Raw genomic sequence first — 25,621 nt, 5'->3', positions numbered from 1 at the left:
ACGGCGTACCAGATGGCGGCGGCTATTTACTTGTTAACAAAATCTTCGCCGAGCTGAATATCTTTTTTCAGGGTTTCCAGCATCCCTTCCAGCGCCTGCTGTTCAAAGGCGCTTAATTTGCCAATCGACTGGCGTTCTTCAATACCATTTTTACCTAACAGCAGCGGCTGAGAGAAGAAGCGGGCATACTGGCCATCGCCTTCAACATAGGCACATTCGACAACGCCTTTTTCGCCTTGCAACGCACGCACCAGCGACAGGCCAAAGCGCGCGGCTGCCTGGCCCATAGAGAGTGTTGCAGACCCGCCACCCGCTTTTGCTTCGACCACCTCAGTGCCCGCGTTCTGAATACGTTTTGTCAGATCGGCAATTTCCTGCTCAGAGAAGCTGACACCCGGAATTTGCGACAGCAGCGGCAGAATGGTGACGCCTGAATGTCCGCCCACGACTGGCACTTCAACCTCGCCCGGCTGCTTACCTTTCAGCTCAGCCACAAAGGTATTGGAGCGAATGATATCCAGCGTTGTCACGCCGAACAGTTTGTTTTTGTCATACACACCAGCTTTTTTCAGCACCTCTGCGGCAATCGCCACCGTAGTGTTAACCGGGTTAGTGATCACGCCAATACAGGCTTTGGGGCAGGTTTTGGCAATTTGCGCGACCAGGTTTTTCACAATACCGGCATTCACATTAAAAAGATCGGAACGATCCATACCCGGTTTACGCGCGACGCCCGCGGAAATCAGCACCACATCCGCACCGTGCAGAGCAGGCGTTGCGTCTTCTCCAGAAAAACCTTTAATTTTCACAGCGGTAGGAATATGGCTGAGGTCAACAGCAACCCCAGGGGTTACAGGAGCAATATCATAGAGCGAGAGTTCTGAACCTGAAGGCAGTTGAGTTTTAAGTAGTAGAGCTAACGCCTGGCCGATGCCACCAGCTGCGCCGAGGACTGCAACTTTCATCATAAACTCCTTATTATGGTTAGCTAAATATTTTGTTACTCCATTGCGGCGACCTTAATTCACCCTGATAATTATGGCAACGAACCAGCCAAAATTCTGCGGCATGGCACGCTTTTAAAATATTATAATGGGCTTTCACGACCGTCGGACCGGCAAACCAAGCAACTAAGATTGAGAGTTTACAATATAGCGCTGATATCCATCTAAACAATATCATTTCAGTAACATTTATTTTACTTTTGCTTGAATTTGCGACACATGACACAGTAGGTTCCATAACGTAATTTGATAAAATTTACGTGAACTATAAGAAAATTTGAGTTATTTCCACAGTAGATTATTTGCATAAAAATTCATCCATGTGCATAATAATGTAGTTTTCACGGCCTTAATACGGGTGACTTATGCGAAGCTCGGCAAAACAAGAAGAATTAGTTAAAGCGTTTAAAGCGCTACTTAAAGAAGAGAAATTTAGTTCTCAGGGAGAGATTGTTCTGGCGTTACAAGAACAGGGCTTTGACAATATCAATCAGTCTAAAGTCTCCCGCATGTTGACTAAATTCGGCGCGGTGCGTACGCGCAACGCCAAAATGGAGATGGTGTACTGTTTGCCTGTCGAAATGGGTGTTCCAACCACCTCCAGCCCGCTCAAAAATCTGGTGCTTGATATCGATTACAACGACGCCGTTGTTGTTATTCATACCAGCCCAGGCGCTGCACAACTGATTGCGCGCTTACTGGACTCGCTGGGCAAAGCGGAAGGTATTCTGGGTACTATTGCCGGTGACGATACTATTTTCACTACCCCGGCAAGCGGCTTTACGGTCAAAGAACTTTACGAAGCCATCCTCGTACTCTTCGAACAAGAGCTTTAATTCCTTCCCCCGGTTTCGTGCCGGGGAAGTGCCTCTCTTAGAGTCACATCTCTTTCTGGCCCCCCTTCCTTTAACACAATGTGCGAATTTCCGTCGCATTTCATTCACGCAATGAATGTTTTCGCACAAAAAATCAAAATAACGCATCTCATTGATTTTAATTATTAAAAAATAAATCCCCGCTCAAAATCATCCGTTTTTTATGCCTTTTTGACTATAAAAAAAGGTTTCTTTACCACTTACTTACAATAGCAATAATTAGCTCAGTATTAATTTTACACGTTATTAGTGTATACTTGATTTTGTGATGAGGGTCACGAAACAAAGCCCTCAGGAATTAAGATTCGACGAGGTAAGCATTATGAAAATCAAATCAACTCTAGCAACACTCAGCATCCTTTCTGTTCTGTCCTTTGGCGCATTTGCAGCAAGCTCTATCGATGCTGGCCAGGCGCAGAATCGCCAATCATTAGGTACCGTCTCTGTCGGTGGCATTGCATCATCCCCGATGGATATGCGTGCAGAACTGAACAAAAAAGCTGAAGAACAGGGTGCGTCTTCTTATCGCATCATCGAAGCACGTACCGGCGATAGCTGGCATGCCACTGCTGAACTGTATAAATAATTAACCGACAACCCTATGTCATCATCACTCAGCGGCACCAGGCATAAAAATAGCAGTATAAACCTTCTCGCCGTTGAGTATTGAGGAGAAAGACAATGAAACGTAACGCAATCATCGCAGCCCTTGGTTTAGCTTCACTGATCTCTTTTGGTGCCAGCGCAGCCACTCAACTGTCCGATAACCAAACACAAAACATGCAGGCCATTGGGACCATTTCTGTTTCCCAGACCGCAAGTTCTCCAATGAGCATCCGTGACGAATTATCTGCCAAAGCGGACGCGGCAGGCGCGAAAGCCTACCACGTGACCGAACTCCAGGAAGGTGATACCTGGCACGCAACGGCGGAACTCTACAAATAAACCCTCGTCGTCTACTCCGACGACTTGCCCCCGCCTGTCGGGGGCTTTTTTTTGTGCTGCATTAGCGCACGTTAAAACGCAACTGCCCTTCCAGCTCTTCCTCCGCTTCATCAAACAGCAGAATGAGCGCGCCGAAACGCCGCCGCAGTGTTTCGCTAAGATGAATGAACTCAATTTCAACCGGCAACGACAACTTTTCCGTCACTACTATCCATAATGAATCCAGATCGGTAATGCTTGCCCCATCGAGAGCAAACCGGCGGGAAAACTCGTGATAGAACTTACTTTGCGTGTCGATCTCAGCAAAATCGAAGATATAGGTATTCATTGTCCGCCATCCAGCCCTGTCGGGCGGCTTACGCCACCCGTTTCACTATAATCCCCCGAGATGCAGGGTTTTGACTTCCATAAACTCTTCCAGCCCCAGAACGGAGCCTTCCCGTCCCAGGCCGGACTCTTTTACACCGCCAAATGGGCCCAGCTCAGTGGATACCGCGCATTCATTGATACCAATCATCCCACTTTCAATCGCCTGGGAGACGCGGAACACGCGGGATAAGTTTTGAGTGTAGAAATAGGCTGCAAGACCAAACGGCGTTGCGTTAGCGCGCTGGATAACTTCATCCTCAGTCGTAAAGCGAAAACAGGCGGCGACCGGGCCAAACGTCTCTTCGTTCGCCAGCTTCATGCCATCGCTGCAATCCCCCAGGACGGTGGGTTGCCAGAAATTTCCCCCCAACGCGTGCGCTTTACCCCCAGCCAGAACTTTCGCCCCTTTTGCGACGGCGTCTTCCACGTGTTCACGCACTTTACCCACCGCCGAAGATTCAATAAGCGGGCCGACCACCACACCGTCGTCAAGACCATTCCCGACTTTAAGGGCATTGACCGCCTCTGCCAGTTTCTGCGTGAAGGTGTCATACACCGACTCATGAATATAGAAACGGTTTACGCTCACACAAACTTGCCCGGCATTACGGAATTTATTGGCAATCGCCCCTTTTACCGCCGCATCAATATCTGCGTCTTCAAAGACAATGTAAGGCGCGTTGCCCCCGAGCTCCATGGAGACTTTCTTCATGGTTTCAGCCGCGTTACGCACCAATGTTTTACCGACTGCGGTAGATCCGGTAAAGGAAATTTTGCGTACATCATGGCTCGCCATGATCGCATCGCTAATTTCCGATGTATTCCCGGCAACCGCATTTAGCACACCGTCCGGCACGCCCGCTTTTTTCGCCAGCGCCAGCAGCGCAAAGGCACTGAGCGGCGTGTTATTGGCGGGTTTAATCACGCCCGTACACCCTGCGGCTAACGCGGGTCCCAGCTTACGGGTCAGCATCGCCATCGGGAAATTCCAGGGGGTTATCGCTGCCACAACGCCAATGGGTTCGCGGGTAGCAAAAATACGCGATCCGGGTTTTATCGGCGGGATAATTTCGCCATTAGCACGCTTCGCTTGCTCGGCGAACCATTGAATAAAGCTTGCAGCATAGTCCACCTCACCTTCGGCTTCTTTTAAGGGCTTGCCCTGTTCGGTGGTCATTAACCTTCCCAGCCAGCTTTTGTTTTCAATGATCAATTCGTACCAACGATAAAGGATGGCGGAACGCTCTTTTGCCGTTTTCGCACGCCAGGCGGGAAAAGCCCTGGTGGCTGCGGCGATAGCGGCTTCCGTCTCTTTTTTCCCGGCTTTTGCTACCTTCGCGACAACCTCGCCGGTCGCCGGGTTCAGTACGTCAAATGTCGTGTCCAACGATTTCCAGACGCCATCGACAAGATAGCCCGTCTGGAAAAGTTCGCTGTCCTGCAATGCCTGCGTTGTCATTTGTCCTCCTGATCTGTGATTTACAAAAGCTCCCGTAAAGTATAGCCATAAAAAAACCGACGCTTCTGGCGTCGGTTTTGGGTCTAGCTGCTGGTTAGTGCATGCTGATATTTGTGTAACATTCCGGTAAGTCGTTTTACCGGCTCGGTCACCTGCGGCGGCGCATCCCAGTGCTGCAATTTCTCCTGATAGACCTCCAGCTCCTCCAGCAACTGCGAGAAATAGTGCCGTCGTCTGCTGTCAGATCGGGCGGAGATGACGCTGTCAGCCGTACGGCGAAGCTGTCGATGGAACGCCGAAAGCTCCTCATTCACTGGTACAGGCGCATCACGTAAACGCTGATGAGCGATGATCAATGTCAGCGCCAGGCGGAATTTCGCCACATCGCCAGGGAATTTATTCAACAGTAAAAACAACTGCTGATAGAGCGCAGGAAGATGGTTCTCTTTACGTCGCGCGCTGTTGGTTGTCATCGCCGAAACGGCCGCCGAGACAAACTGATTGAGCAACATCCGCCCGGTACGTGCCTGCGAATTGTCCCGCACCAGCAAAATGACGATCAGCGCCAGCCCGCAGCCGATAATTTGCCCGAGCGCGCTATCAAGAAATTGGCTGAACTTAAACGTCATCGGGTTATCAAGCACGATAATGTTGATGGTACTTGCCAGCGCCCCCAGCGAACCCAGCCGCCGTTTCTGCACCTCGACACCGGCAAAAAAAGCCAGTACAGCCAGGCTGATGCAGAGCAACAGCATGCTCTGCTGCGTCGAAGGGATGATAAACAGAAAATAGAGCGCACCGACCGGCAGGGCGACCAACGTCCCTATCAGAAAATCAATAGCCACCATTTTCGGATTTGGCAGACGCATTGCCAGCGACGTCACCACCGCGATCATCACCATGGTTCCACTACCGGAAGTCCAGCCGCTCCACAACCAGAATAAGGTCCCTAACCCGCAGGATAGAGTGGTACGCCAGAAGTTGACCATCGCATGATGGCGTTCCGCTGATGCCGGTTTGATAACCACTTCGCCGCGCAGGACTTCTTCTTCCGTCGCACTGATTTTGGTGTTGCTCACCACCCCACGTTTAAGCAGCAAATACCGCGTGGCCGCCCCTACCCAGCTATAGATGGTGACTGGTGTTTCACGTTCACCGGTCCAGGCAATCACCCGGCGCATCCGCTTCATTTGTCTATGCACGTCCTGAACGGTTTCTACGGGCTCATCGAACAGTTCACGGAACGTGTCGGTAATCAATTCGGGTCGCGTATTTTGGATCAGATACGTTTCACAGGCCTGGGTAATCAGCGTAAGCGACAACGTATTGATCGCTGTCAGTCGGCGGTTGGCGCGCCCCCAGCGGGAGGACTCAATTTTCAGGTTGCTGCGCATCCCTTCCAGGGCAGTTGTGCGCCGCACCAGTGCTCCCCAGGCTTTATCCACGTCTTCTGGGTCGCCATGTTTAATGCACAACTGCATTAGCTGGTATTGGGCCACCAGCAGACTGTCCAGCTCGCGGTCAATCTCGCGTTTAATCGAACGGGGAGAAAACAGCAAATCTGCCGCAATGGCGCAGACAATACCGATAACGATTTCACTGCAACGCTCAACGGCAAACTGAGGGGCCAGCAGCGGTTCGCTCTGGATTGTCACAACAATAATCAGCGCCGTATAGCCTGCCAGTCCCCAGGCGTAAGAGTTCTCCACACGGACGAGCGAAGAAACCCAGGTACAAAACCCCGCCCAGATACAGCAAACCGTCAGCATCAGGAATGGAGCACGGATCATGGCGATGATGATGGTCAGACCGGCGATAGAGCCAATAAAAGTACCGACAATACGCAGCATACCGCGATAACGAATCGCGCCCGACCAGGGTTCCCCCCCGGCAGCAAAAGCCGGACCTGCCGCCACAATCGCCGCCGTCAATACTGCCCAGCGGGGTGTTTCCAGTTGGAAATGAAAACCGACAAATAGCGCCAGTACGATAGCGCATGCGAGTTTGAGGGCGAAGCGAACGTGGTAGCTGGCGATGGAAAACATAGCCATAGGGATTAACCAAATTCACGCAGGCGATGAGCCAGTTTGCGGAAAAATGAGTCGTGGCTCTCATCGCGATCGGTTTGCCCCGTTACCACAACCGTAGCCGTCGTGCCTGCTGGCCAGAGATTCCCCTGCTGCTCATCCAGGCGAATACGTACCGGCACGCGTTGCGCCAGACGTACCCACTCAAGATTCGAATCAATGGTCGCCATCCCTTTGCTGTCATTGCTGCTGCTGGCATTCGTCACCCCGGCTGCCACGCTCTCTACCGTGCCTTTCAGAACCCGGTTACTGCCCAGCGGGGTGATTTCGGCCCGGAAGCCAGGATGAACGCCCTCCAGTTTGGTCTCTTCCATATAAGCCTGAACATAGAAGGAGTTCTGTTTGACCAGCGCGACGGCCGTTGAACCACGGGTAATAAACTCCCCGGCGTAGACATTGAGGTTGGTAACCCATCCGTCTGCCGGTGCGCGAATCACCGTGCGTTCCAGATCCAGTTTTGCCAGGTCACGTGTAGCCTGCGCTTTCGCCAGTTGATGTAATACTGTCTGCAGGACGTTGTTAGCCTGATCGATTTCTTCGCGGGACATCGCCTGAACGCCAAGCTGGTTACGGCGGCCTGCTTCACGGCGCTTTTCACTTTCCAGCGCCTGGTAGTAAGCGACATCCGCTTCAGCCTCTTCCAGCGCTTTCTGATAACGCGGCTGATCGATGGTAAACAGCACCTGGTCTTTTTTAACCAGTTGGTTATCGTGAACGCTGACGTCGGTGATTAATCCGGCGACGTCAGGCGCGATAGCGACCACGTCGGCGCTAAAGCGCGCATCGCGAGTCCAGGGGGATTCTGTGTAGTACACCCATGCGCGGAAAATAGCGATGAAAGCGAGGATAACCAGCACCAGGGTGATGGCGGTACGAAAGAAATTTCTTGTTAGTGTTTTCACTTCTACCTCAAACAAACAGACGCGACAGCAGGTAAAACAAGCAGCAGTAAAGCGCAGTATTGAACAACGCCGGATGCCAGACAAAATCATAGATCCCGGTCGGGATCAGCATGCGGCGCACCAGCCAGAAGATCGCCAGTGACAAAAGCAATTCAAAAAAAATCGGTGGGAACGACAGACCGAACACCACGATAACGGGAAACAGACTCATGTTGACCTTGATTAGAGAGAATGCAGGCGACAATATTTCTTATACGCACCGCAGCGGAGCAGGAAGCAAGGCGAGATCGGCACGTTAATTATTCAGCGAATAGTATATTAACGTAACTGTTATGCTGTTATCTATATTATGTGATCTAAATCACTTTTAAGCCAGAGTGAATAATGGAACGACTTAAACGCATGTCGGTATTCGCCAAAGTGGTGGAACAAGGCTCGTTTACTGCCGCGGCCCGGCAGTTGCAAATGAGCGTATCTTCCATCAGTCAAACGGTGGCGAAGCTGGAAGATGAGCTACAGGTTAAGCTGTTAAACCGCAGTACACGCAGCCTTGGGCTCACCGAAGCCGGGAAAATTTATTATCAGGGTTGCCGACGCATGCTGCATGAAGTGCAGGATGTCCATGAACAGCTTTACGCCTTCAATAACACGCCCATCGGTACGCTGCGCATTGGTTGTTCTTCAACCATGGCGCACAATGTTCTGGCGCAGATGACCGCCGCGATGCTGAAAGAGTACCCCGGTTTATCGGTGAATCTGGTAACGGGCATTCCCGCACCGGATCTGATTGCCGACGGGCTGGATGTGGTCATCCGGGTGGGCGCGTTGCAGGATTCCAGCCTGTTTTCTCGTCGTCTGGGCGCGATGCCGATGGTCGTCTGTGCGGCTAAAAGTTATCTGGCCCAGTACGGTATTCCGGAAAAACCCACTGATCTTGTTAATCATTCATGGCTGGAATACAGCGTCAGACCAGATAATGAATTTGAGCTGATCGCACCAGAGGGCATTTCCACTCGCCTGATCCCTCAGGGCCGCTTTGTCACCAACGATCCGATGACCATGACACGCTGGCTTACCGCCGGGGCCGGGATCGCCTATGTACCGTTGATGTGGGCGATCAACGAGATCAATAACGGGACGCTGGAGATCTTGTTCAGCCGCTATCAGTCCGATCCGCGTCCGGTCTGGGCTCTGTATACGGAAAAAGACAAACTGCCGCTAAAGGTGCAGGTGTGTATTAACTATTTGACGGATTATTTTAACGAGGTCGCCAAGCTGTATCAGGGCGTGCAGGGGCGGAGATTGTAGGATGCGCTCCCGGATGACGGCGCTTCGCCATCCGGGAATAAACCGAACTTATGCCGTCCCGCCGACGGTCAGGTTGTCCACTTTCAGCGTCGGCTGACCGACACCCACCGGCAGACTCTGGCCTTCTTTGCCGCAGACACCGACGCCGTTATCCAGTTTCAGGTCATTACCCACCATGGAGATCTGCTGCATAGCTTCAATGCCCGAGCCAATCAGGGTTGCCCCTTTCACCGGCTTAGTCACCTTGCCTTTTTCAATCAGGTAGGCCTCTGAGGTAGAGAACACGAACTTACCGGAAGTGATATCCACCTGGCCACCGCCAAAGTTCGGCGCATAAATACCAAACTCGACCGACTCGATAATCTCCTGCGGCGTCGATTTCCCTGCCAGCATGTAGGTGTTGGTCATACGCGGCATTGGCAGATGCGCATAGGATTCGCGACGACCGTTACCGGTTGGCGCAACGCCCATCAGACGGGCATTCAACTTATCCTGCATGTAGCCTTTCAACACACCGTTTTCAATCAGCACATTGTACTGACCCGGCGTACCTTCGTCGTCGATAGAGACGGAACCACGGCGATCGGCAATGGTGCCATCATCAACGACAGTACAAAGCTCAGAGGCTACCAGCTCGCCCATGTGACCACTGAATACTGACGTGCCACGGCGGTTAAAGTCGCCTTCCAGACCGTGCCCGACCGCCTCGTGCAGCAATACGCCCGGCCAGCCAGCACCCAGCACCACAGGCAGTGTTCCGGCAGGCGCCGCTACAGCAGAGAGATTCACCAGTGCCATGCGCACCGCTTCTTTTGCCCAGGCATCGGCACGGACGTCGCCATCGACATCTTTCAGGAACCAGTCATAGCCAAAACGACCGCCGCCACCGCTGGAGCCGCGTTCGCGTTTGCCGTCATCTTCCACCTGCACACTCACGGAGAGGCGTACCAGCGGGCGAACATCCGCCGCCAGCGTACCGTCCGTCGCGGCAACCAGAATTAATTCATACACGCCGGTCAGGCTGGCGGACACTTCCTGTACACGCTTATCCGCTGCACGGGCCACTTTGTCGACGCGGCGCAGAATATCGAGCTTCTCTTCCCGGCTCATGCTTTGCAGCGGGTCAATGCTGGCATAGAGTCCCTGATGCTCAACGGCGCCGAGCGTTTGCACGCGCCCATCACCTGACTCACGCACGATGGTACGTGCCGCCTGCGCGCTCTGCTCCAGCGCCAGTAGACTAATTTGGTCAGCGTAGGCAAAACCGGTTTTCTCGCCGCTTACCGCACGCACACCAACGCCCTGGTCGATGTTGTATGACCCGTCTTTGATGATACTGTCTTCCAGCACCCAGGATTCGTGATAGCTCGACTGAAAATAGAGATCACCGTAGTCGAGTCGGCGCTCGGTCAATTGACCAAGGATGGAAAACAGATCCTGATGATTCAGGCCATTCGCTGCGAGCAATTGTTCACTTACCAGGTTCAGACTCATCGTTTGCTACTCGTCGTTGCCGCCACATCGGGCAATAAAAAAGTGTGATATAAGGAGCTTGAGGCAATTCGCCGACGCCGTCAAATCATTGCTTTTTATCTGTACGCGGCTGGCGTAAGACTTCATTGATTTGTGGTTTGTCTACCGGACCGGTGATGCGATAACGCAAAATGGAGACTTTATTCCACAGCGGCCCCAAAACTTTACTGGCGGCGAACACCGCAGCACCAATAATCGGGTTAACGGCAAAGGCAGCCGCAACGCCTACCGTTGCTGAGATTTCCGGTGCGACAACTGCCTCGACATCTAACCGGCGCTGTACCAGATCCACCGATCCTTTCATCGCAATATCAGCTTCCAGGCCGTCGACCAGCGTATCGTCAGTATGCAGAACACCATCTTTAATCCAGGCGGCGCTGCGGATAGAGTCAAAATAGAACCCTTCACTGCTGAACGTGTCGCTGAAATCGAAACGAAGCTTGCGCAGCAACGCATCGACGCTAAACAGACGCAACAGTTGCCCGGCGTGTCCGGTACTGATATCGGTAATATCCCCTTTGCCGAGGCGGGTGCGCAGAATACCGCTAAGCGACTCTTCCTGCGGCTGCCATGGCGCGCTACGCCAGTGTAAATCATAGTTCACATCAAACGGCGCATTGCGCACAGGCGTTGAAATCCCGAAGAAATTCATCGCCGAATCGATTTTGTCACCGTGCAATGTGCCTTTCAGTGAGGTACGTTCTCCGCCGATTTTGTTGACCCACTCGCCATCGGCAGTGAGACGGGCAAAGCCGCTGTCGATGAGACCATTTGCCAGCGACAGGGTATCTCCGTTGATCGCGAAATCGCCCTCAATACGGCCATATTTTTGTCCCCACAGCCAGCACTCAGCACAACGCAGTTGCAGATCCGGCCAGCCGGTGAAATCCACCTGCGTCTTGCCACGCAGCAATGTCGACGGCGAAGAGATATCGTTGTCATCCGACGCCGTCGCAGACGGGTTGTAGTAAAGGTAGCGAATCGCCGCCTGCCACGGTGCGTTATCGCGCAGGGTAAACGTCCCGTTGATTTCACGCCCTTGTGCTTCGACAACCGACCCTGACGCCTGCGGCTGCGAGACAATACTCAGGTTGTTCCACTGCTGACCTGCCAGGGTGAGCGCCGGAGTACGCAGCGTGACACTGGCCGGGAACGACGTTGCGTTGCTGACGTTACTGGCAACGCCCTGACGCAACAGACCCAGCCACTGCGCGCCGTTCATTGGCGGCAGATTCAGTTCAAGACCGGCCTGCTCAGGCAGTGGCGGCAGCGTGCGGCTATCAGATGTCCAGATTGCCCTGTCGAGGGTGAGTTTCTGGTTGAGCAACCAGCTACTGTTAAAATGGTTGCTATTGCCTGCACTGCCGGTCAGATCGAAACTGCGAAGATTGCCTTCAACATTCACCTTCACCGGCAAGGCTTTGCCCGCAGGCTTATCAAGCGGCGGCGGCAGGCGACTGGCGATATCCGTCAAATCACCGTCGATACTGACGTTATATTTCGCCCCGGCGCTGTGCGGCAGTTCGATGTCCACTTTGCCTTTCCAGCCCACACTGCCGCTCACCGCATCACTGAGCTGCTGCGGCATGATGCCTGTTTTCGCCGGTTGCCAGTTGCCATTCAGATTGACCGCCACCTGATAGGCTTTCGCCCCTTCGGTGGTAGTGAAATCAATATTCACAGGCTGGTTAAACCACATCGCCTGCAGTGGCTCGCTTTTCAGATTACCGTTAACAAAGCTGAACGAGCCCCGCAAATCTTTCACCGTGCTGTTAAGCGGTTTGATGAACAGATTATTGTGGTTGAGGACGACATCGCCTTTCGCGGTCGTTATCTCGCCGTCCAGCGGAATATCAAGATGTAAGCGAGCACTCACATCACCATCCAACTGGAGCTCATCGAGGGCTGTAGAAAGCGTATCTTTTAGCGGCGTATCTTTAAAATAGGGCCCAACCGCTTTCCCTGGCCCGTTGATATCGGCATCAATGAGCAGTTTCTCTTTAATGTAATCCGGAATGACAGCCGTCAGGTTTGTGGCTTTAACACCGCCCAATGCCACTTCATCCGTCTTCATCCACAGGCCGTCATTGATGAAATCGAGTTGAATATCGAAATTTTTCAGCGCTGGCCAGTCTGGCTGGAAGGCAAAGGTGGCGTTACGTAACGGCACCAGCACCTCAAACTGCCCTTCATTATGCTTATAAGGAAAGAGCCGTGGGTTGCCACCGTAGACCAGCGTCGCGTTATCAGCCTGCCCGCCCTGAATCGCCGCGCTCAGATAATCCACCAGCGCTTTGCCCATCAGGTTTTCCGGGAAGTAGCGCCATGCCTGGCCGCCATCGGTAACATTAATGCCTGCCAGAATACCCAGCCACGGCTCGTCGTCTTTAGGCTGCAAGTAGCGGAAATCGCCCCTGGCGTGAATCGCATTCGCCTGCACGTCGATATCATGTCCATCGATCTGCAGACCACGCTCATCGTTTTGCCAGGCGAGGGTCGCTACCCCTTTTTCAATCTCCAGCGGCGCACGGAAAACCGTGGCATAAGGCATTTTTGCCTTTGCCATGTCGACAGTCACGCGCCCATTTTCAACGCTACCGGACAACGTACCGGAAAGGTTCTCGACGCCGGGCAGCAGTTCCCACTGCTTCCAGGAGATGTCTTTCCAGTTTGCCTGGAAGCGTGTTTTTTCCGTCGCCTGTAGCGGAATATCCAGCGCCAGATTTTCCAGCAGCCCTTCCGGGGCCATTGTTCGCCAGACTTTTCCCAGCTGTGGTGAAATTTTTTCGGCAATCGGCAGCATACCGTCAAGCGCATCCAGATCGAGGCGACTGGCACGGACGCGTAATTCATCGCTACGCTGACCTTTTTCCCCCCCCGCTTCCTGGGCCGGCACCCACGCAAAGGCCAGCGAGCCTTGCGGCCACGGGTGTCCATCCATAGTTATGCGCGTAGTGGGAATATCAAACTGCCAGCCCTGCTGCTGACGCGAGACGTGTGCCGTCAGGTTATCAACCAACAGTTGGTGATTATCTTTGTCCCCAGGCCAGCTAGCGCCGCCTTTTTTAAGCCAGACATCACCACTTTCCACCACACCTTTATTGAAAGTCATCCAGCCTTCGAGACTAAATTGGGCGCTCTCCAGGGCAATGTTGTCCTGCATCCATTTATTAAGCCAGGGCTTAACATCGATGTCGTCCGCCTGTAGCCACAGCCGACCGTTATTGAGGATGCCCCGGTCATCGCGAAGATCCATCCTCACTTGCATAATGCCATGCTGTCCGGTCAGGCTGGACAGGCTCACCTGGCCTTCTGCACGGTGTCGGTCATCGCTATTAAGCCAGGTCAATTGAGGGATCGCGAGTTCGGCACGCTGGCCGGAGAGGGTCAAAAAGCTGAGGCGACTGTCGCGCAGAACGAAGTGATCGAACTGGCGAAGGAAAAGATCGCGGATACGGTCAGTTTCTATCGCTTTACCATCATCATTGCGCTGTAACGGGGTATTCGTGCGCACAGCCAACTGATAAAACGTGAGATCGCGGAACTGCCAGCGCATTTGTAGCAGGCTTTGCCAGACGTCCAGCGCCAGGGTGACGCGTTTAACGGACAGATCGCCGCCGTCATTGAGGGTAGCTTTAACGTCACGAACGTCGAGGATGGGGCCGAAATTTTCCCAACTGGCGTTCAACTGACTGGCATCGACTACAATACCGGTGTTTGCCTGAATTTTCGCCAGGATTTCAGGGCGCCAGTTATCCAGATGGGGCAGGATAAGGCGCAGGCCACTTACCAGCAGCGCCACTATCACCACCAGCGTCGCACCCGTAAGCAGCAATATCCCCGGCAATCGCCTCACGCACCTCTCCTTGTCAACAAACGTCTGGACGTAATCGTCTTTTACATCATCACCACATCAAACTGCTCCTGATTATAGAGCGGCTCAATTTGCACTTTAACTTGCTTACCGACAAAGATTTCGACCTCAGCCAGCGCATGGGACTCTTCCCCTTTCAGGGTTTCCGCCACAGCAGGAGAAGCATAGACCAGGAAACGATCTGAGTCGTAAGCATGGTGTACGCGAACGATTTCACGCATGATTTCGTAGCAGACGGTTTCCACCGTTTTTACTGTGCCTCGTCCATGGCAGGTTGGGCATTCATTACAGAGAACATGTTCCACGCTTTCACGCGTACGTTTACGGGTCATCTCAACCAGACCGAGCTGAGAGAAACCGTTTATGCTGGTCTTCACACGGTCCTTGCTCAAGGCTTGTTCCAGTGAATGCAGGACACGGCGGCGATGGTCATCGTTATTCATATCTATGAAATCAATGATGATAATGCCGCCAAGGTTACGTAAACGCAGTTGGCGAGCGATAGCCTGCGTGGCTTCGATATTGGTATTGAAAATGGTGTCATCGAGATTACGGTGGCCAACGAACGCCCCGGTGTTGATATCCACCGTCGTCATTGCTTCGGTCTGGTCAATAACCAAATAGCCACCGGATTTCAACTCCACTTTTCTTTCCAGTGCGCGCTGGATTTCATTCTCAACGTCATAGAGATCGAATATCGGCTGGCGACCGCTGTAATGTTCAATCATGCTGGTCATTTCCGGCATGTATTCAGCGGTGAACTCCAGCAGCATCTCATAGGTCAGACGTGAGTCAACGCGGATCCGGTCAAGTTGAGCATCGGCAAAATCACGCAGCACACGCTGCGCCAGCGCCAGTTCGCCGTAGAGCTTGCACCGGGTCTGCTGACGCTTTTTGCGCTCCATGACTTTCGTCCATACCCGCTTGAGGTAGGCTGCATCGGAGGCGAGATCCTCATTGCACACCCCTTCTGCCGCCGTGCGAATGATGAATCCGCCCTGCTCATCGCAATACTCAGAGACGACCTGCTTGAGTCGCTCACGTTCGGCCTCGCTTTCGATACGCTGAGAAACCCCAACGTGTGATGCGCCGGGCATGAAGACCAGATAGCGAGAAGGTAGAGTGATGTCTGTGGTCAGGCGAGCACCTTTGGTGCCCAGGGGATCTTTCACCACCTGTACCATCAGGTCCTGTCCCTGACGTACCAACTCAGAGATATCGCGAACGGTGAAGTTCTTCTGCTCTTCTCCCGCCACACATTCGGTGTGAGGCATAATGTCCGAGGCGTGAAGAAACGCGGCCTTATCCAGACCAATATCTACAAAAGCCGCCTGCATACCAGGCAGTACGCGACTGACCCGACCCTTGTAGATATTGCCTACTATCCCGCGCCGCGCTTCACGTTCAATGTGAATCTCTTGCAGGATACCGCCATCGATATAGGCCACGCGTGTTTCCGATGGCGTAATGTTGACTAACAATTCAGCCGTCATGATTGTCTCTTCCCTCGCGCAATGCGTTAAAGTTGCTCAACAGTTCCCAGGTCTCTACCAGCGGCAAACCCACCACAGCGTGATAACTCCCGTTTATTTTCCTGACAAAACAGCCGCCCAGCCCCTGAATTCCGTACGCACCGGCTTTGTCCATCGGCTCACCGCTGGCAACATAGGTAGCAATATCATCATCAGAAAGGGTTCGGAACGTCACCTCGGTTGTCACCAGACAATCCAGCAGGTGTTGGTTGTCCGCCAGCGCGACGGCCGTCATCACCTGATGGGTCTGACCAGAGAGCTGTCGCAGCATTTTAGCAGCATGCGAGGAGTCTTTCGGTTTTTCAAGCACTTCACCATTAAATATGACAATGGTGTCAGCCCCCAGCACGGGCAAATCGCGAGAAACCATCGCCACACCTGCGAGCGCCTTTTCCCTTGCCAGCCGCACAACATAATGTTGGGCGCTTTCTTGCGCCCGACGTTGCTCTTCAATACCGGGAATAATTCGCTCGAAGGTCACGCCCAGTTGAGTGAGCAGTTCCTGACGACGCGGGGAACCAGAGGCAAGCCAAATCGATGTCATAAAAACCTTTATTGCACGGCAAACTGCTGGCGAATTTTACGCATAAGCAGGAAAAGCCACGGCCAAAGCACGCCATTAACGAAGCTACTCCAGAAAATTTCTGGTTTGAAGGAGACATTAATGACCAAAAACTCTGCCCAAAAGACGATGACTTCGGTTGCCAGCGACAAGACCATCACCACCAGCGCCTGTTGCCATAGCGCCAGGTTACGGAACAGTTGAAATTTAAGCGCGACCAGATAGGCGATAATGCTCAGAGACAACGCACGTACACCAAGCGTGGATCCGCTAATCAGATCCAGTATGGCACCCATAACGAAACCTGTGCCGACATTTACGCGGTGCGGTAGCGCCAGAATCCAGTAAAGCAGGATAAGTAACACCCAGTTTGGCCGGTAGACAAGAATGTCATCCGGCCAGGGCATAATTTGAAGCAACAATGCGATAAGAAACGAGAGCCAGATAACCCATCGCCCCTGGCTACGGTAACTTGCCACTATTGGCCTCCCCGGGAGCCTTGAGACGGTGACGGCGGCCCGGCAATACCGGTTGCAGGTGCAGGAATCGGCGCAGGCGGCCCCATCGCATCCGGAGCAGGCAATACTTGCGGCATCATCTGCATCAAACGTTCGTTAGCCACGCGGTGTACTTCTTCCGGCGTCATCGGATTCGTGCCGTTACGATCGGCTCCCCACAGCAAAAGCAAGTAGCGCAAACGCTGCAAGCCTGCGGTAGGACGCGCCTGGATAACGGTATACGCCCGCTGCGTGTCGAGTTTTACGGAAGAGACCACCCCAACAGGATAACCTTCCGGGAAGCGCCCACCGAGACCGGACGTCACCAGCACATCCCCTACCCGAATATCGGTATTGGCTGGCAGATGTTCCAGTTGCAGATCGTCAGTACAGCCATTGCCTGCGGCAATAACGCGAATATCGTTACGCAGCACCTGAATCGGCAGTGCATGGGTCGCATCACAAATTAACAGAACCCGGCTGGTCAGTTTGGCTACTGCGACAACCTGGCCTACCACGCCTTTATCGCTGATCACCGGCTGGCCTTCATAGACACCGTTAGCACTGCCCTTGTCGATAACAACCTGGTCGCTATACGGATCGTTGACCGTTGAAATAACCTGGGTGACCATTTTCTGTTCGTCCTGACGCAGCGGCGAACCCAGCAGCTCGCGCAGTCGCGCGTTCTCCTGTTTATATTGCCCTAACATCAGCAGCTCGCTGTTTTTCAGCAGCAGTTCCTGACGCAATGCCCGATTTTCAAGCTCAAGTTGATCGCGCGACGAGATCGTTTGTGAAACGCTATCTAATAATTCGCGAGGACCATTGGAAATAAAGTAGAAAGGACTGACGGCAGTATCCATGTACGTTCGAATTTGACTGAACGTACCGAGGCGGCTGTCGGCAATAATAACTCCGAGCGCCACTACCACCGCCAGGAAAAGGCGAATCTGTAGCGACGGGCCACGGCTAAAAATTGGCTTCATAGGCTTTGCGTATTCTCAGGCCAGACAAATCCGGGGCGATATCTTCGCCCCGAATCTGAATCAGACTATTCTTCGCTGAACAAATCGCCGCCGTGCATATCGATCATTTCCAGCGCCTTGCCGCCGCCACGCGCTACGCAAGTCAGTGGATCTTCTGCAACTACGACAGGAATACCTGTCTCTTCCATTAACAGGCGGTCAAGGTTGCGCAGCAGCGCGCCACCACCGGTCAGAACCATACCGCGCTCAGAAATATCGGACGCCAGTTCTGGTGGGCACTGTTCCAGTGCAACCATCACCGCGCTAACAATACCGGTCAGAGGTTCCTGCAGTGCTTCCAGAATTTCGTTAGAGTTCAGCGTGAAGCCACGCGGAACACCTTCTGCCAGGTTACGGCCACGAACTTCGATTTCGCGGACTTCGTCACCCGGGTAAGCAGAACCGATCTCGTGCTTAATACGCTCAGCGGTCGCTTCACCGATCAGAGAGCCGTAGTTACGGCGAACGTAATTAATGATTGCTTCATCGAAACGGTCACCACCGATACGTACAGAGGAGGAGTAGACCACGCCGTTCAGAGAGATAACGGCCACTTCTGTGGTACCACCACCGATATCGACAACCATAGAACCGGTTGCCTCAGAAACTGGCAGGCCTGCACCGATTGCGGCAGCCATAGGTTCTTCAATCAGGAAAACTTCACGCGCACCAGCACCCTGAGCGGATTCACGGATCGCACGACGCTCTACCTGGGTCGCGCCAACCGGCACACACACCAGAACACGCGGGCTTGGGCGCATAAAGCTGTTGCTGTGCACCTGTTTGATAAAGTGCTGGAGCATCTTTTCTGTCACGAAGAAGTCGGCGATCACGCCATCTTTCATCGGGCGGATAGCAGCAATGTTGCCCGGCGTACGGCCCAGCATCTGCTTAGCTTCATGACCTACCGCGGCTACACTTTTCGGTGAACCGGCACGATCCTGGCGAATGGCTACCACGGAAGGCTCATTCAATACGATGCCTTGTCCTTTTACATAAATCAGGGTATTCGCGGTACCCAGGTCAATGGACAGGTCATTGGAAAACATGCCACGAAATTTTTTCAACATACTAAGGGATAATCCTGAAAGCTGGGGCGGAAAACAAAATCCGCTTACTTTACCAACCACACGCAGCAGCGACAAGGCGCAAAAATCATCTGCTACGGTGAAAATTAGTGCAGTTTGTTTCCTTTGTTACAAACAACCTGACTCCTTCAGGAATGAACCATGGCGGGAGCAATCCTTGCCCTGCGTTTGTAACCTGTCAAAGGTTAAAACTAGCGTTCGCGCTGTGGCAATCTGGCGGGCAGGCAAGCACACCCCCATACGTACGATACAGCGCGCGTTATTCTACGTGAAAACGGCTTAAACGGCAGTTCAAACCGAGTATCTTTGCGAATATTTTTTCACATTGGTGTCAAGCGGCTGGGAGGAAGCAAAAAAATCCCCCTGACCACCCGAAACGCCACGTTCAATCAGCGTCTGCCATTCGCCACGGGAACGAACGCCAGTGGCGAAAACGCGCGTATGCGTACCTTTGCAGGCTTCTACGAGACTTTGCACCAGTAGCTGATTTTCCGTGCGTTTCTCAATGTTCCTGACAATCCCAGGATGAAGTTTTAGCAATTCAACATCCAGCGCTTTAATCCAGCTGGTACTGACCAGGGTGAGACCCGCCTGCGTGACAGCAACTCGCGAGCCTAACGCATTAATCAACCGCACCACCGGTTGTAACCGGCTGATATGTTGACAAACATCAGCCTCGGCAAGTTCAAAAATAATCCGTCGACGCTGTGATTTTTCACATTGCATCAAGGTATCGCGCAGCCAACGCTGAAAACGTGGTCGAATAAGCGACTCCACGGTCACCTGCATGGCGAGGGTTTCTTCCGGCCAGTACCCCAGATAAGGAATGAGGCGTCCAATTTGCAATCGGTCATACTCTTCAGACAGACCAAACTGCAGCACCATGGGCATATATTCCGCAGAAATAACTTCCTGGTCGCCATCATAGATGCGGCACATCAGTTCGCGATGGTGAACAATCCCTTCGCGATTCACTGCTGGCTTCTGATAGACCCGCGGGCCGCCACGGCTAAGCATTTGCTCAATGAGCGTGCGCCAGCGAACGTTGCCGCGCCCCTGCTCCGGCAGCGTATCGTCGTAAACCGACCAGCTATTCCCCCCTTGCAATACCGCATTGCGGGTCGCCGCTTCAGCATGCTCCATGACCTGCTCTGTTGACTGTCCGCTGCGCCAGGCGCAAATGCCAATGTGCATCATATCTTCACGATCGAGCATTTTGCTGGGTTGCAGGCCATCCACGGCCTTTAAAATCTGCCCGGCGATACTTTCCGCTTCTTTTAATGTGCGGTGCGGTAACAGCACGGTAAAGTCACTGCGGTGGTAGCGCGCCAGCAGCGCGCCGGGATAACGCATAATAAATGTCGATAACAGGTTAATGAGCATAAACAGATGCTCTTCGACGGCCGGGCGCCCCCAGCTATCGCGCAGTAATTCAAAATCGGGTAACCGGATCATCATGACAACGCCGTGCGCGCCGACTTTCTCCTGATCCTCAAGCAATGTGGCCAGTTGATTATCAAAGAAGAGACGGTTATTGAGCCCGGTTTTGGTATCCTGGGCGGCGTAGGAACGGATCAGCGTATCGATATGACTGCGCTGATCGCTGGCAAACTGGATCTCTGAGAGCAGAACATCCAGCGCGCTACTGGCGCGGGATGGCCATTCATAAATAGAACCGCGCGCCTGCGCCCCGCGCTCCCCATTAAGAATGCGGGTGGAGCGAAGTTCGAGTAATTCCTGCCCCGAGAGCTGTCGGCGCAGCCAGCGTACAGAGAGGAAAATAATCAGGACCATAAAACCGATCGCCAGCGTCAGCGGTACGGTGGTTAAGAGAGAACGGAAATAGTTAGCCATCGGGTCCTGATAGACCAGCGTGATGGTCATGCCCGGATTTTTAAGGGAGTTAATCTCTAATTCACGATACTGGTAATTACTACCGGCGGGGCGATAACTGCTTTTGCGGGTGTGCTGCAGAACGGTTTGCTTTCCCTGACGTACCTCGATACCCACTATGTCCACTGGCACCATCAGTTCATCCAGATGGGATGAGATGGCCGAAGGAGACATAAAAATCAAACGGGTATCAACCACCGCCGCAACCGATTCAACGCGGTTGATCACCTTCGACTGAATGGCGTTGTAAAAGCTCAGTGAGCAGCCAAACAGGGTGACAAATATTGCCAGGCCCGTTAGTAGCGTCACAAAAGCTGAGAATTTCGTCGTTAATCGCATCCTTGTGTTAACTCCGTAGTGTAAAAGAACGAGACGCGGCAAACCCTGAAAACAAAGTAAGCGCTAACTTGAAAAACGAGCCCGGCATACTAGCAGGCCTGACGCTTCTGGCAATCAGTATTGCATACAACTATGCGAGTATAGCCCTCAGAATTTATTTGCCAATCATCCTGGGGAGCAAAGGCCACCTGCAGGCAGTAAACGGCCAGATTTCAATTTTTCGTGATAATCCCCCGACCACATATTCGCCGTGCTACAAGTAATAAAAAGGGGGAAATTTATGCACAAGAAAAAACTTACTGAATCCGATGTCACCGCCGAATCCGTTTTTATGCTGCGACGTCGCCAGATCCTGAAAACGCTGGGCATTAGCGCCGCTGCCCTGAGCCTGTCTCCCACTGCGCGCGCCGATCTGCTTGACTGGTTTAAAGGAAATGATCGGCCTAAAGCCCAGCCCGGCAAACCACTCCAGTTCAGTAAACCGGCTCAGTGGCAAAACACGCTGACATTAACGCCGGAAGATAAAGTGACGGGCTATAACAATTTTTATGAGTTTGGGCTGGATAAAGCCGATCCCGCGGCTAACGCGGGAAGCATGAAAACCAATCCATGGACGCTCAAAATTGACGGTGAAGTAGCCAAACCCCTTACGCTTGATTATGACGCGCTTACCGCGCGTTTCCCGCTGGAAGAGCGCATCTACCGCATGCGTTGTGTTGAGGCCTGGTCGATGGTGATTCCATGGACCGGCTTTCCGCTGCATAAGCTGCTGTCGCTGGTCGAGCCCACCAGCAACGCTAAATATGTGGCTTTTCAAACCCTCTATGCCCCCGATGAGATGCCCGGTCAGAAGGATCGCTTCATTGGCGGCGGTCTGGAATATCCTTACGTAGAAGGGTTACGTATAGATGAAGCGATGCATCCCCTCACATTATTGTCGGTTGGCGTTTATGGTAAAGCGCTGCCGCCACAAAATGGCGCGCCGATCCGCCTGACCGTCCCGTGGAAATACGGTTTTAAAGGCATTAAGTCGATAGTCAGTATTAAGCTAACGAAAGAACGCCCACCCACCACCTGGAACCTTGCGGCGCCAAATGAGTACGGTTTTTTTGCCAATGTAAATCCGCATGTCGACCATCCTCGCTGGTCACAGGCGACCGAGCGCTTTATCGGATCCGGCGGCGTACTGGATGTAAAACGCCAGCCTACGCTTCTTTTTAACGGCTATGCGGATGAAGTGGCGTCCCTTTATCGTGGTTTGGATCTGCGGGAGAATTTTTGAGTGCGTTTAACAGCAAAACAGATTGTCTGGCTTAAAGTATTGCTGCACCTGGCAGGTTTTCTGCCCTTTGTCTGGTTGTTCTGGGCGTCGTCGCAGGGGTATTTTAGTGCCGACCCGGCAAAAGACATTCAGCATTTTACCGGCAGAATGGCGCTGAAATTTTTACTGGCAGGCTTGCTGGTTGCGCCACTGGCGCGTTACGCTAAACAACCGTTGCTTATTCGCACCCGTCGTTTACTGGGATTATGGTGTTTTGCCTGGGCAACATTACATCTGACCAGTTACGCACTGCTGGAACTGGGGATCAACAATCTGGTTTTGCTTGGCCGGGAACTGACAACTCGCCCCTATTTAATGTTAGGAATTGTGAGCTGGTTTATCCTGTTGGCTCTGGCAGCGACATCTACCCAGTGGGCACAGCGAAAAATGGGTAAACGATGGCAACAATTGCATAACTTCGTCTATCTGGTCGCGATCCTGGCCCCTATCCATTATCTGTGGTCAGTGAAGATATTATCGCCGTTGCCGCTCCTGTATGCAGCCGCTGCATTCGGGCTATTAGCGTGGCGATACAAGAAGTTCCGCCAGTGGTGGCGCTAAAGTTTCGATATGTGCACTCCTCCGCAGTTCCATTATCAATCGCAGGGATAAAACCAAATGCGGTTGATAATCTTCCCTGATAAGACCAGTATTTAGCTGCGAAATGCTACGAAATAGTTATAATGTGCGACTTTGGTTTTGCCTGGCGGGCTTTTTAAGGTCCAAAAAGGTGACAACCACGCAATGAAGGTATATTTTGTTTTTTACCGGAAAATTGCAGGAGATAGCAGCACGATGGCTGGCAAGTTGCGCATTTTGCTTTTAAACGGCCCCAATCTTAACATGCCGGGAGCACGCAAGTCGGAAACCTATGGCACCCTTCGACTTTACTGAGTTCACTCTGAGCAATATGCATGCGCACGAACCATCTCGCCATCATTCCTGGCTCTCCGAAATCGCTACTGGCGTGGTCTTCGGACCTTATGCTGGCAGTTGTACATACGCTTTACAGACGGCGGTAACACGCCTGTCACAATCAAACTAAACAAGAGTACGGAACCCACTCATGGATATTCGTAAGATTAAAAAACTGATCGAACTGGTTGAAGAATCAGGCATCGCTGAACTGGAAATTTCTGAAGGCGAAGAGTCTGTACGCATCAGCCGCGCACCGGTGAACACGGGCTTCCCGGTGATGCAGCAAGCTTATGCGGCTCCGGTTATGCAGCAGCCAGCCCCTGCGCTTTCTGGCGCAGTCGCTCCCGCAGCTCCGGCTACGGCAGCAGAACCTGCGGCTGCGCAAATCAGTGGTCACATCGTACGTTCCCCGATGGTCGGGACCTTCTACCGCACGCCGAGCCCGGACGCTAAAGCATTCTGTGAAGTCGGCCAGAAAGTCAATGTCGGCGATACCCTGTGCATCGTTGAAGCCATGAAAATGATGAACCAGATCGAAGCCGACAAAGCGGGCGTAGTGAAAGCCATTCTGGTTGAAAGTGGCCAGCCGGTAGAGTTTGACGAGCCGCTGGTCGTCATCGAATAACGAGGCGCACATGCTGGATAAAATTGTCATCGCCAACCGCGGCGAGATTGCACTGCGTATTCTTCGTGCCTGTAAAGAACTGGGTATCAAGACTGTCGCCGTGCATTCGACTGCGGACCGCGATTTAAAACACGTACTCCTGGCGGATGAGACGGTCTGTATTGGCCCGGCTCCGTCCGTAAAAAGCTACCTGAACATCCCGGCTATCATCAGCGCGGCGGAAATCACTGGCGCGGTGGCGATTCACCCCGGTTATGGTTTCCTTTCAGAGAACGCCAACTTTGCCGAGCAGGTTGAGCAGTCCGGCTTTATCTTCATCGGCCCGAAAGCCGACACTATTCGCCTGATGGGCGACAAAGTGTCTGCCATTACCGCTATGAAGAAAGCGGGCGTACCGACCGTACCGGGCTCCGACGGCCCGCTGGGCGACGATATGGATGTCAACCGCGCGCATGCCAAACGCATTGGCTACCCGGTTATCATCAAGGCGTCCGGCGGCGGCGGCGGTCGCGGCATGCGTGTCGTTCGCGGTGACGCTGAACTGGCACAGTCCATTGCCATGACCAAAGCTGAGGCCAAAGCGGCGTTCAACAATGACATGGTGTACATGGAAAAATACCTGGAAAATCCTCGTCATATCGAGATCCAGGTACTGGCTGATGGCCAGGGTAACGCCATTTATCTGGCTGAACGCGACTGCTCCATGCAGCGTCGTCACCAGAAAGTTGTCGAAGAAGCACCGGCTCCGGGCATTACTCCGGAACTGCGCCGCTATATCGGTGAGCGTTGCTCCAAAGCCTGTGTGGATATCGGTTACCGTGGAGCAGGTACGTTTGAGTTCCTGTTCGAAAACGGCGAGTTCTATTTCATTGAAATGAACACCCGTATCCAGGTGGAACATCCGGTGACCGAAATGATCACTGGCGTGGACCTGATCAAAGAGCAGTTGCGTATCGCTGCCGGTCAGCCACTGTCCATCAAACAGGAAGAAGTTGTGGTGAAAGGCCATGCGGTAGAGTGCCGTATCAACGCCGAAGATCCGAACACCTTCCTGCCGAGCCCGGGTAAAATTACCCGTTTCCATGCACCTGGTGGTTTTGGCGTGCGCTGGGAATCACATATCTACGCCGGTTACACCGTACCGCCGTACTATGACTCAATGATCGGCAAGCTGATTTGCTTTGGTGAGAATCGTGATGTGGCAATTGCGCGTATGAAAAATGCGTTGCAGGAGCTGATCATTGACGGTATCAAAACCAACGTGGATCTGCAGATGCGCATCATGAGCGATGAAAAATTCCAGCAGGGTGGCACCAACATCCACTACCTGGAGAAGAAACTCGGTCTGAACGAAAAATAAGACTGGGTGACTTGTCATGTAAAAGGCCGGATTTTCCGGCCTTTTTTATTTCAGGGGATCGCTGACGATCCATAAGGTACAATCCCCGCTTTCTTTATCCACATG

At 52.9% G+C, this 25,621-nt stretch carries 22 protein-coding genes and 1 pseudogene; 9 read left to right on the top strand and 14 right to left on the bottom strand.

Features of this window, described 5'->3' with window-relative positions; all coding sequences use genetic code 11:
* Window positions 1-26: 26 nt before the first annotated feature.
* The gene (gene mdh, locus ACS0RQ_RS02755) at window positions 27-965 is read right to left on the bottom strand and encodes a malate dehydrogenase (protein ID WP_039077423.1); all 939 of its coding nucleotides are present in this window, start codon (window positions 963-965) and stop codon (window positions 27-29) included.
* A gap of 404 nt (window positions 966-1,369) precedes the next feature.
* On the opposite strand from mdh, the gene argR reads away from it, so the two are divergent.
* The 3 genes from argR to yhcN (ACS0RQ_RS02740) all read left to right on the top strand — a co-directional run bounded on the left by argR (window position 1,370) and on the right by yhcN (ACS0RQ_RS02740) (window position 2,824).
* Entirely contained in the window at window positions 1,370-1,840 is a 471-nt protein-coding gene (gene argR, locus ACS0RQ_RS02750; protein ID WP_039077422.1) for a transcriptional regulator ArgR, read from the top strand.
* A gap of 361 nt (window positions 1,841-2,201) precedes the next feature.
* Window positions 2,202-2,465 (top strand): peroxide/acid stress response protein YhcN, encoded by a 264-nt coding sequence (yhcN, locus tag ACS0RQ_RS02745; protein ID WP_271849891.1) that lies wholly within the window; start codon window positions 2,202-2,204, stop codon window positions 2,463-2,465.
* Window positions 2,466-2,560: 95 nt separating this feature from the next.
* Complete coding sequence (yhcN, locus tag ACS0RQ_RS02740; RefSeq protein ID WP_039077420.1) at window positions 2,561-2,824, top strand: peroxide/acid stress response protein YhcN; 264 nt, start codon at window positions 2,561-2,563, stop codon at window positions 2,822-2,824.
* A 61-nt stretch (window positions 2,825-2,885) separates the two neighbouring features.
* Here yhcN (ACS0RQ_RS02740) and ACS0RQ_RS02735 read toward each other — a convergent pair whose 3' ends face one another.
* From ACS0RQ_RS02735 to aaeX, 5 genes are all read right to left on the bottom strand, one after another.
* Window positions 2,886-3,152, bottom strand: coding sequence for a barstar family protein (locus tag ACS0RQ_RS02735; RefSeq protein ID WP_271849890.1), 267 nt, complete (start codon window positions 3,150-3,152; stop codon window positions 2,886-2,888).
* Window positions 3,153-3,197: 45 nt separating this feature from the next.
* Complete coding sequence (locus tag ACS0RQ_RS02730; RefSeq protein WP_271849889.1) at window positions 3,198-4,652, bottom strand: NAD-dependent succinate-semialdehyde dehydrogenase; 1,455 nt, start codon at window positions 4,650-4,652, stop codon at window positions 3,198-3,200.
* Between the two features lie 83 nt (window positions 4,653-4,735).
* Entirely contained in the window at window positions 4,736-6,703 is a 1,968-nt protein-coding gene (aaeB, locus tag ACS0RQ_RS02725) for a p-hydroxybenzoic acid efflux pump subunit AaeB (RefSeq protein WP_271849888.1), read from the bottom strand.
* Between the two features lie 5 nt (window positions 6,704-6,708).
* Window positions 6,709-7,641, bottom strand: a complete 933-nt coding sequence (gene aaeA / locus ACS0RQ_RS02720; RefSeq protein WP_271849887.1) for a p-hydroxybenzoic acid efflux pump subunit AaeA — start codon at window positions 7,639-7,641, stop codon at window positions 6,709-6,711.
* Between the two features lie 7 nt (window positions 7,642-7,648).
* Window positions 7,649-7,852, bottom strand: a complete 204-nt coding sequence (gene aaeX / locus ACS0RQ_RS02715; protein ID WP_039077415.1) for a p-hydroxybenzoic acid efflux pump operon protein AaeX — start codon at window positions 7,850-7,852, stop codon at window positions 7,649-7,651.
* A 173-nt stretch (window positions 7,853-8,025) separates the two neighbouring features.
* Between aaeX and aaeR the strand changes: the two genes are divergently transcribed.
* Window positions 8,026-8,949: an HTH-type transcriptional activator AaeR gene (aaeR, locus tag ACS0RQ_RS02710; protein WP_071194419.1), complete on the top strand. Its 924-nt coding sequence runs from the start codon at window positions 8,026-8,028 to the stop codon at window positions 8,947-8,949.
* A gap of 48 nt (window positions 8,950-8,997) precedes the next feature.
* On the opposite strand, the gene tldD is transcribed toward aaeR, so the two are convergent.
* The 8 genes from tldD to csrD form a co-directional block, all read right to left on the bottom strand.
* Window positions 8,998-10,443, bottom strand: coding sequence for a metalloprotease TldD (tldD, locus tag ACS0RQ_RS02705; RefSeq protein ID WP_039077413.1), 1,446 nt, complete (start codon window positions 10,441-10,443; stop codon window positions 8,998-9,000).
* Window positions 10,444-10,528: 85 nt separating this feature from the next.
* Complete coding sequence (gene yhdP / locus ACS0RQ_RS02700; protein ID WP_271849886.1) at window positions 10,529-14,338, bottom strand: AsmA2 domain-containing protein YhdP; 3,810 nt, start codon at window positions 14,336-14,338, stop codon at window positions 10,529-10,531.
* A gap of 41 nt (window positions 14,339-14,379) precedes the next feature.
* Window positions 14,380-15,849: a ribonuclease G gene (rng, locus tag ACS0RQ_RS02695; protein ID WP_039077411.1), complete on the bottom strand. Its 1,470-nt coding sequence runs from the start codon at window positions 15,847-15,849 to the stop codon at window positions 14,380-14,382.
* On the bottom strand, window positions 15,839-16,432 hold the full coding sequence (locus ACS0RQ_RS02690; protein WP_039077410.1) for a Maf family protein: 594 nt from the start codon (window positions 16,430-16,432) through the stop codon (window positions 15,839-15,841). Before ACS0RQ_RS02690 ends, rng begins: the two co-directional genes overlap by 11 nt.
* A gap of 8 nt (window positions 16,433-16,440) precedes the next feature.
* Window positions 16,441-16,929, bottom strand: a complete 489-nt coding sequence (gene mreD / locus ACS0RQ_RS02685; RefSeq protein ID WP_039077409.1) for a rod shape-determining protein MreD — start codon at window positions 16,927-16,929, stop codon at window positions 16,441-16,443.
* Entirely contained in the window at window positions 16,929-17,933 is a 1,005-nt protein-coding gene (gene mreC / locus ACS0RQ_RS02680) for a rod shape-determining protein MreC (RefSeq protein WP_071194416.1), read from the bottom strand. The genes mreD and mreC overlap by 1 nt, the downstream gene beginning before the upstream one ends.
* A 65-nt stretch (window positions 17,934-17,998) precedes the next feature.
* Window positions 17,999-19,042, bottom strand: a complete 1,044-nt coding sequence (gene mreB / locus ACS0RQ_RS02675; RefSeq protein ID WP_006818047.1) for a rod shape-determining protein MreB — start codon at window positions 19,040-19,042, stop codon at window positions 17,999-18,001.
* A 309-nt stretch (window positions 19,043-19,351) separates the two neighbouring features.
* Window positions 19,352-21,292, bottom strand: coding sequence for an RNase E specificity factor CsrD (gene csrD / locus ACS0RQ_RS02670; RefSeq protein ID WP_079497037.1), 1,941 nt, complete (start codon window positions 21,290-21,292; stop codon window positions 19,352-19,354).
* Window positions 21,293-21,572: 280 nt separating this feature from the next.
* On the opposite strand from csrD, the gene msrP reads away from it, so the two are divergent.
* The 5 genes and pseudogenes from msrP (at window position 21,573) to accC (ending at window position 25,516) form a co-directional block, all read left to right on the top strand.
* On the top strand, window positions 21,573-22,574 hold the full coding sequence (msrP, locus tag ACS0RQ_RS02665; RefSeq protein ID WP_271849885.1) for a protein-methionine-sulfoxide reductase catalytic subunit MsrP: 1,002 nt from the start codon (window positions 21,573-21,575) through the stop codon (window positions 22,572-22,574).
* Window positions 22,575-23,174 (top strand): protein-methionine-sulfoxide reductase heme-binding subunit MsrQ, encoded by a 600-nt coding sequence (gene msrQ, locus ACS0RQ_RS02660; protein ID WP_110295858.1) that lies wholly within the window; start codon window positions 22,575-22,577, stop codon window positions 23,172-23,174.
* A 234-nt stretch (window positions 23,175-23,408) separates the two neighbouring features.
* Window positions 23,409-23,658 (top strand): annotated as a pseudogene (locus ACS0RQ_RS02655) (type II 3-dehydroquinate dehydratase).
* A 21-nt stretch (window positions 23,659-23,679) separates the two neighbouring features.
* Complete coding sequence (gene accB, locus ACS0RQ_RS02650) at window positions 23,680-24,156, top strand: acetyl-CoA carboxylase biotin carboxyl carrier protein (protein ID WP_039077404.1); 477 nt, start codon at window positions 23,680-23,682, stop codon at window positions 24,154-24,156.
* A gap of 10 nt (window positions 24,157-24,166) precedes the next feature.
* Window positions 24,167-25,516 carry an acetyl-CoA carboxylase biotin carboxylase subunit gene (gene accC / locus ACS0RQ_RS02645; protein WP_039077403.1) on the top strand — a complete coding sequence of 450 codons (1,350 nt, stop codon included), beginning with the start codon at window positions 24,167-24,169 and terminating at the stop codon, window positions 25,514-25,516.
* Window positions 25,517-25,621: the final 105 nt, after the last annotated feature.

This window comes from Phytobacter diazotrophicus (genome assembly GCF_052061655.1).
Classification (GTDB): domain Bacteria; phylum Pseudomonadota; class Gammaproteobacteria; order Enterobacterales; family Enterobacteriaceae; genus Phytobacter; species Phytobacter diazotrophicus.
Note: the sequence above shows the minus strand (reverse complement) of the source record. Positions and strands in the feature narration are given on the sequence as shown.